8 protein-coding genes are annotated in these 8049 nt (G+C 38.1%); all 8 read left to right on the top strand.

Annotation, left to right across the window (positions count from 1 at the left end; genetic code table 11):
* The first annotated feature begins 268 nt into the window (after nt 1–268).
* Nucleotides 269–1159, top strand: coding sequence for a DMT family transporter (locus MV589_RS01535; protein WP_297431371.1), 891 nt, complete (start codon nt 269–271; stop codon nt 1157–1159).
* A 209-nt stretch (nt 1160–1368) separates the two neighbouring features.
* A complete protein-coding gene (gene kdsA / locus MV589_RS01530; RefSeq protein WP_297431373.1) occupies nt 1369–2166 on the top strand; it encodes a 3-deoxy-8-phosphooctulonate synthase in 798 nt (265 codons plus the stop codon).
* Nucleotides 2167–2177: 11 nt separating this feature from the next.
* The gene (ribH, locus tag MV589_RS01525; protein WP_297431368.1) at nt 2178–2642 is read left to right on the top strand and encodes a 6,7-dimethyl-8-ribityllumazine synthase; all 465 of its coding nucleotides are present in this window, start codon (nt 2178–2180) and stop codon (nt 2640–2642) included.
* Nucleotides 2642–3043, top strand: a complete 402-nt coding sequence (gene nusB, locus MV589_RS01520; RefSeq protein ID WP_297431366.1) for a transcription antitermination factor NusB — start codon at nt 2642–2644, stop codon at nt 3041–3043. The genes ribH and nusB overlap by 1 nt, the downstream gene beginning before the upstream one ends.
* A gap of 5 nt (nt 3044–3048) precedes the next feature.
* Nucleotides 3049–5481, top strand: coding sequence for a multiheme c-type cytochrome (locus MV589_RS01515; protein WP_297431364.1), 2433 nt, complete (start codon nt 3049–3051; stop codon nt 5479–5481).
* Nucleotides 5481–5924, top strand: coding sequence for a DUF302 domain-containing protein (locus MV589_RS01510; RefSeq protein WP_297431362.1), 444 nt, complete (start codon nt 5481–5483; stop codon nt 5922–5924). The genes MV589_RS01515 and MV589_RS01510 overlap by 1 nt, the downstream gene beginning before the upstream one ends.
* A complete protein-coding gene (locus MV589_RS01505; protein WP_297431360.1) occupies nt 5909–6961 on the top strand; it encodes a dehypoxanthine futalosine cyclase in 1053 nt (350 codons plus the stop codon). The genes MV589_RS01510 and MV589_RS01505 overlap by 16 nt, the downstream gene beginning before the upstream one ends.
* Nucleotides 6962–6964: 3 nt before the next feature.
* On the top strand, nt 6965–8049 hold a 1085-nt coding region (locus MV589_RS01500), incomplete at its 3' end, for a M16 family metallopeptidase (RefSeq protein WP_297431357.1).

Genomic DNA, 8049 nt, shown 5'->3' with positions numbered 1-8049 from the left:
TCAGAGGGAAGAAAAAAAGATGAAATTGTGCAAAATCTTTTTTGAAGCGTAGCCGTAGCTACGGTGAGGAAAAGTTTTGTGCAATTTCGCTTTTTTTATCCCTCCCTTTGGGCAATTTATAGAGAGCTTTACTCTGCGTTAGATAACCTCCACCGTAGCTGCGGCTACGCTGAAGAACATCTGCCTTGATTAAAACTCTCTATAAAATGCTGAAGTATATTTAGGTTATGAAAGAAGTCTAATATTTTCTTACAAGTTGGACTTCTAAATGCTCAAGCGATTTTCAAACCTCAATAAAGGTGTGCAGTATATGCTCATCGCAAGTTTTACATTTGCCATAATGGGTGCTTTTGCTAAACTTGCCTCTGAGAGTATGAGCTCTCTTGAAGTGGTTTTTTTTAGAAATGTTGCAGGAGTGCTCATTGTTGGAGCGGCGATTTTAAAGCGTCCCATGCAGCATGTAGGCGGGAAGCCGCTTTTACTCTTCTTTCGTGGATTTATGGGTTTTGTGGCACTGCTTGCTTTTTTTTACAACATCGCACATATTTCACTTGGAGATGCGATGACCTACTCAAAAACCTCTCCTATTTTTACCGCTATTTTTGCTTGGTTATTTTTAAAGGAGAAGTTGAGCATCAAGGCATGGATTGCTGTTTTTGTTGGTTTTATTGGCATCGTTTTTATAACGCAGCCAAGTGGTTTTGGGTTTAGTAAATATGACTGGCTTGGTATATTTTCAGGAGTAGGAGCTGCTCTTGCATATACTTCTGTAAGAGAATTAAAACAGTTTTATGATACCCGTGCAATTGTACTCTCTTTTATGGGTGTTGGTACCATTGGCCCAGTGTTTCTGTTTATGATTTCTCCCTATATTCACGCACCTGAATTAGACTTTATGTTGGGTGATTTTGTACTGCCTCATGGCATCGTCTGGTTTTATGTCATAGCCATGGGACTCTTTGCAACACTCTCTCAAGTCTTGATGACAAAAGCCTATGGTGAAACAAAAGCAGGCATAGTGGGAGCAGTGAGTTATACTAACATTTTGTTTTCAATTTTAGTGGGCTTAATGCTTGGAGATGCTTTACCATCTTTGATGAGCTCTTTAGGTATAATTTTGATTGTATTTGCGGGAATCATGGTGGCACGTGATAAGTAAGAATTAGGAAGTTTTTGTTATAATGCGAATGCTCCTGACAAATATAATTTGCCAGGGCACAATACCAGCACAAGGAGAAACTTATGAAAAAGTTTCACCTCAAGCTGACTTTCATAGTTTGGCGACTTAAAGTCAGCTTGGAGCTAAAGAGGGTTTAACCCTCTTTGCTATGCTGGTATTATATAATAAATTTTATAAATAGGCAAAAAATTATGAAACTTTTAGCAGGACCTTGTGTTATTGAGAGTGAAGAGAATATTTTTAAGATAGCAAAAGAGTTAGAAAAATATGAAAACGACACTGCGATAGACTTTTACTTTAAAGCAAGTTTTGACAAAGCAAATAGAACTTCTTTAGACTCATTTCGTGGGCTGGGAATGGAAGAGGGGCTGCGTATTTTGCAAAAAGTAAAAGATGACTTTGGTTACAAAGTAGTGACTGATGTACATGAGAGTGCACAGGTAAACGCAGTAGCTAAAGTAGTCGATATGCTTCAAATTCCTGCATTTTTATGCCGTCAGACAGATCTGCTTGTAGCATGTGCAAGGACAGACAAAGAGGTCAACATCAAAAAAGGGCAGTTTATCAACCCACCAGATATGCAGTACTCGGTAATGAAAGTGCTCAAAACACGTGGGTGCGATGAAGTAAGCTATGAAAATGCACAAAAGCATGGTGTCTATTTAACTGAGAGAGGTAGTTCTTTTGGCTATGGAAACATTGTTGTAGATATGCGATCACTAGTCATTATGAGAAATTTTGCACCGGTCATTTTTGATGCGACACACTCTGTGCAGATGCCGGGTGCGCTTGGTGGCAAAACAGGCGGAGACAGCTCAATGGTACCTTACCTTGCAAGCGCTGCAGCAGCAGTGGGTGTCGATGGTTTCTTTTTTGAGACGCATTTTGACCCAAGCATCGCACTCTCTGATGGACCAAATATGGTAAAATTAGATGAGTTAGAAAATCTAGTGACAAAAATTAAAAAAATTCAAGAAATTAAATAAAAAGGAAAAAAATGAACTTAATTGAAGGTAAATTACGCGTAATAAATGGCAAAAAAATTGCAATAGTAAGCACAAGATGGAATCACTTTATAGTTGACAGACTTGTAGAGGGTGCAAAAGACGCATTTGACCGTCATGGTGGTAATTCAGAGGATTTAACACATGTTTTAGTGCCTGGGGCGTTTGAGCTTCCTATGATTGTTGATCAACTTTTAGCAAGTGGTAAATATGATGCTATTTGTGCTTTGGGTGCGGTTATTCGTGGTAGCACTCCACACTTTGATTATGTAGCAGCTGAGGCTACAAAAGGTATATCTTCAATGAGTCTGAAGTACCAAAAACCAGTAGCGTTTGGACTTTTGACAACAGATACAATTGAGCAGGCAATAGAGCGTGCAGGAACAAAAGCTGGAAACAAAGGTTTTGAAGCTATGGGTGTTGTTATTGAAATGCTCGATCTGTATGAGGCACTGTAATGGCAACTAGACAACAAGCAAGAATGGCAGTAGTAAGTCTGCTTTATGCGTACGATTTAGGCAATGGAAATACATCTGAGCACTCTAGTGAGATACTCGAAGAGAAGAAGATCCGTAACAAACAAAAAGATTTTGCACTCACTTTGTATGAAGGTGTGATGGATCATCTTGAAGCGGTGGACAAAGCCATCATTACGCATCTTAAAGATTGGGACTTTGAGCGTTTGGGTGCTATTGAGAGAGCAACGCTACGTTTAGCGGCCTATGAAATTCTCTTTTCAGAACTTGATTCTGCTGTGGTTATTAATGAAGCGGTAGAGATTACAAAGGCATTTGGAACGGAGCAGTCTCCTAAGTTCATCAATGGTGTTTTAGACGCAATAGCTAAAGATAAAAAGTAGATTTTATGAAAATATTTCTGCTCTTAGCACTTTTTTTTACAAGTTATTTGTCTGCTAAAACAGATTTTACGAAGACAAATAATTGTCTTGTATGTCATGGTGGTATTGAGCATATACGCGAGCCTCATACAGGAATGGCAAAAGCAATAGCGAAAAAAGCGGCTGAGGCGGGGTATGCGAAAAATAGTTGTATTATCTGTCATGGTGGAAATCCTGCAACTAAACATAAAAATAAGGCGCATAAAGGGACATTACCTTACTTTTTAAATCATGAAGGTCCAAAAGAGTTTTATCCTGCACCTGGGAGTCCATGGATAAATCAAAACACTTGTGGTATGTGTCATAAAGAACAGGTTGAAGCACAGTTTAACAACCTTATGATGACAGAGCAGGGAAAAATTCATGGTGTTCTCTACAGCTTTGGTGGCTTAGAAGGTTACGAGCATAATATGGCGAACTATGATGCGAAAAATCCATCAGATCCTCATGCTAGACTTGGAACAAAAATTTACCAAGAGTATATGCAAAAGTTAGCAAAACTCAACCCTCAAGTTTATCCCAAAGCCAATAAACAAATTCCACGTGCACCGACTGCCGAAGAAGCAACAGCACATCCTGAACTTGCAGCCTACACATACTTAAGAAATCAATGTCTTCGTTGTCATACTGGTGGAAAAGGGCGTCAAAAGCGTGGAGATTACCGAGGTATAGGGTGTGCATCTTGTCATATTCCTTACTCAAACAGTGGTTTTTATGAAGGAAATGATAAAACAATTCCTCATAATCAAAAAGGACATCTTCTTGTACATGAGATACAATCCTCAAGAGATTCTGTTGTGCATGTTGATGATATAAATTATACGGGTATTCCAACAAAAACATGCTCTACTTGTCATAATCGTGGTAAAAGAATTGGTGTGAGTTATGAGGGATTGATGGAGACAAATTACTCTCCCACTTACGATAGTAAAGGAAATGCACAGCCTAAACTTCATACAAAACACTATATTCACCTCAAAGAGGATGTGCATAGAAAATATGGCATGCTTTGTCAAGATTGTCATACGACGCGTGATCTGCATGGGGATGGCTTCATAAGTGGAGCGACACTCGCACCTGTTGAAATAGAGTGTCAAGATTGTCATGGAACAACAAAAAAATATCCATGGGAATTGCCACTTGGATATGGTGATGAGTTTGCCACAAAACCTGCAACAGGAAAAGGGCGTGGTGTAAGTAAAACTTTAGCCAAATACCTTATGAAAGGTACACATTATAAACCACAAGATGGTTACCTTATAACAGCGAGAGGAAATGCTTACAAAAATGTTGTGCGTCAAGGCAATGATGTCATAGTGCATCTTGCTAGTGGAAAAGATTTGAAACTTGAGCCACTTAAAAAGCTCAAAGCAGAGGAGAAAATTTCTAAAAAAGGCTTAGTTGCCATGGATGAAATTTCTGCGCATAATGATAAAATGGAGTGCTATACCTGTCATGATACTTGGGTGCCGCAGTGTTATGGTTGTCATGTGAAAATTGACTACTCTAAAGGGCAAAAAAGTACAGATTGGCTCGCTTCTGCACATGATCATGACCTGCACGGTACAACAGCAGAGATGCGAGGTACTTTAAGAAAACATCTTATTGCAGGAAAAGTAACAGAGACACGAAGTTATCTGCGTTGGGAAAATCCACCGCTTGTGCAAAATGGTGAAGGGCGTATCTCTCCTGCTATGCCAGGGTGTCAGGTGGTCATTACCGTTATAGGTAAAGATGGCAAAGCCGTACAGCAAAACCATGTATATATGATGCCAGATTATAAACATCCAAATTCAAAGAAAAAATTACCTGGAATTGTAATGGCAGCGGTGCATTCACACACTGTTCAAAAAGAGGCAAGAAGTTGTGAGAGTTGTCATACAAATCCACAAGCTATGGGTTATGGCATCGAGGGTGGTAAGATTTTTGGCAATCAAACGCAGGAGTGGGATGTAGGTCTTAAAACTGCTGATGGAAGAATGATACCTAAAAAGTTTAAAATTCAAAAGCCAAAAATTGATAATTTTGGAATAGATTGGAGCCGTTTTGTGGATGAAAACGGTACACTTTTACAAACGGTAGATAATCACTGGAACTTGGCAGGCGCACTCTCAAATGAGCAACGTAGTAAACTTGACAGACGAGGTGTTTGTCTCTCGTGTCATAAAGATATTCCAAAAGGAAATTTAGCAGTTTCTGCTATGACGCACATTGCAGAGATGGCTAATGTGCAGATAGATAAAAAAGAGCATAACTCAATTTTAAATAAAATATTAAATCTTGGAGCTTGGCTACAGGTTTTAGGTGGTATTTTTGTAGTATGGATTATACTCTATGTTCTTTATAGAATTTTCTTTAAAAAGAGATCAATAAGTTCAAGAAACAGAGGATGGAAATAGTGAAAAAAATACTACTTATTGCTGCGTTTACACTCTCCCTTTTTGCAAACGATATTATTGTAAAAGAGAGTCACTGCAGTGTAAATGCTACTGTAGGGCACATTAAAAATTTAGTTTCTAAAAAAGGACTTCATGTTTTTGCTGTTATCAACCACAGTGGCAATGCAAACGCAGTAGGTATGAAGCTTAATGAAGCAAAAATGGTCATTTTTGGAAATGCAAAACTTGGTACCGCTTTAATGCAACAAGATATGACAGTAGGACTCGATTTGCCGCTTCGTATCTTGGTCTATCGTGACACAGATGACAAAGTGAAAATGGCATATAGAGATGGCGCATGGCTGGCAAATCATCATCTGCTAAACGCAGCTAAAAAAATAAAAAAGATGAATAAAGCACTAGATAAAATTACGGATAAAGCAGGACAATGCAAAATAGACTAACAAAAGAAGAAGCACTAGATTTAATCAAAAATGCAGACTTAATAACACTTGGAAAAATGGCTACGGCTCGTAAAAAAGAGCTCCATCCAAAAGGAATTACAACTTTTGTAATTGACAGAAATATCAACTACACTAACATTTGTTGGGTCGATTGTAAGTTTTGTGCATTTTATCGTCATGAAAAAGATGCAGATGCTTATGTACTTACCTTTGATGAAATAGATGCAAAAATAGATGAACTTTTGGGAATTGGTGGTACGCAAATACTCTTTCAAGGTGGTGTACATCCAAAACTTAAAATTGAGTGGTATGAGGATTTAGTGGAGCATATTCATCAAAAATATCCGACAATTACCATTCATGGGTTTAGCTCTATTGAGATTGATTTTATCGCTAAAGTTTCTCGTATATCGGTTGAAGAAGTGCTTGAGCGTCTTAAAGCAAAAGGTTTGGCTTCCATCCCTGGAGCTGGTGCGGAGATACTCTCAGATAAAGTACGTGACATCATTGCACCAAAAAAGATTGACTCGGATGTGTGGGTAGATATTCACCGTAAAGCTCATAAACTAGGCATAAAATCAACTGCAACTATGATGTATGGAACAGTTGAGAGTGATGAAGACATTATAGAACATTTTGATATGATACGAAATCTTCAAGATGAAACAGGTGGTTTTAGAGCCTTCATTATGTGGAGCTTTCAAGGTAAAAATACAGAGCTTTTGGCACAAATTCCAGATATGGAGAAGCCATCATCAAACCGTTACCTGCGTTTGTTGGCTGTGGCAAGACTCTATCTTGACAATGTACCAAATATTCAAAGCTCGTGGGTTACCCAAGGGCCTTACATTGGGCAGATGGCACTGCATTTTGGTGCAAATGATTTAGGTAGTACGATGATGGAAGAGAATGTTGTAAGCTCTGCAGGCGCTGCGTTTAGTATGGCAAAAGATGAGATGATAGACCTCATAAAAGATATAGGTGAAACACCAGCAGTACGCAATACAGCGTATGAGACTTTAGAGATATTTGAGTAAATAATGAAAAAAATAGTTTTTATACTTTTAATAATAGGACAGATTTTAATGGCAGCGAAAATAGATAGCATCGAAGTTGAGGGCATCAAAGTTCCTCTTATTTTTGAAAAAGATACAAGACTTCCTCTTGTAAATACACAAATAGTCTTTACAAACAGCGGAAGCATTACAGATAAAAAAATTCCAGGACTTGCAAAATTTTCAGCGAAGATTTTAAATGAAGGCACAAAGAAATTAAGTTCTAATGGCTTTGCAGATAAGTTAGAATCTCGTGCTATTCATATATCTGCACATACTGGAACAGAGACATTCGTGCTTGAAATGAGTTCACTTAATGATGAATTTGCAAACTCTGTAAAGTATTTGAGTGAATTGTTAAAAGATCCAAACTACTCTGATGCAGCTTTGAGTAAAGTAAAAACGATGACCATTGGAGCTTTGAGTAAAAAAGAGAATGACTATGACTATGTCGCATCAAATGAGTTAAAAAAATTACTATTTCCAAACACACCTTTGGCAAATCCTAGTGCAGGAACAGCTAAAAGTGTAGCAACGATTACACTCAAAGATGTAGAGGGATTTGTGAAAAAACATCTTGTTATCTCTCGGGCTATTGTTGTTGTAGGTGGTGATGTTGATTTGGCAGATGTGAAGAAAAAAGTCAAAAAAATTCTTAAACTCCTGCCAAAAGGAGAAAGCGAACCACTTCCTCATTACAATGTAAGTGCAAAAGCGCAGACAAGCATCTTAAAACGAGACACAAAACAAGCATATATTTACTTTGGTTCACCATACAATATGGCTGTAGATGATGAAGATTACTACAAAGCAAAAGTAGCGACTTTCATTCTTGGTGCTGGTGGATTTGGTAGTCGTTTGATGGAAGAGATACGCGTAAAACGCGGACTTGCATATTCGGCTTATGCAAGAGTGCATGTGAGTAAATCGAGCTCTTACCTAACAGGTTATTTGCAAACAAAACTTGATACTATGGATGAAGCAAAAAAGACTGTAAAAGATGTCATAGCCAAGTTTGTAAAAGAGGGTGTTACCGCGGATGAGTTGGAGCAGACAAAGAAATTTTTACT

The sequence above is a fragment of the Sulfurimonas sp. genome (assembly GCF_026991475.1).
GTDB lineage: Bacteria > Campylobacterota > Campylobacteria > Campylobacterales > Sulfurimonadaceae > Sulfurimonas.
This window is presented reverse-complemented; position numbering and strand designations above follow the sequence as displayed.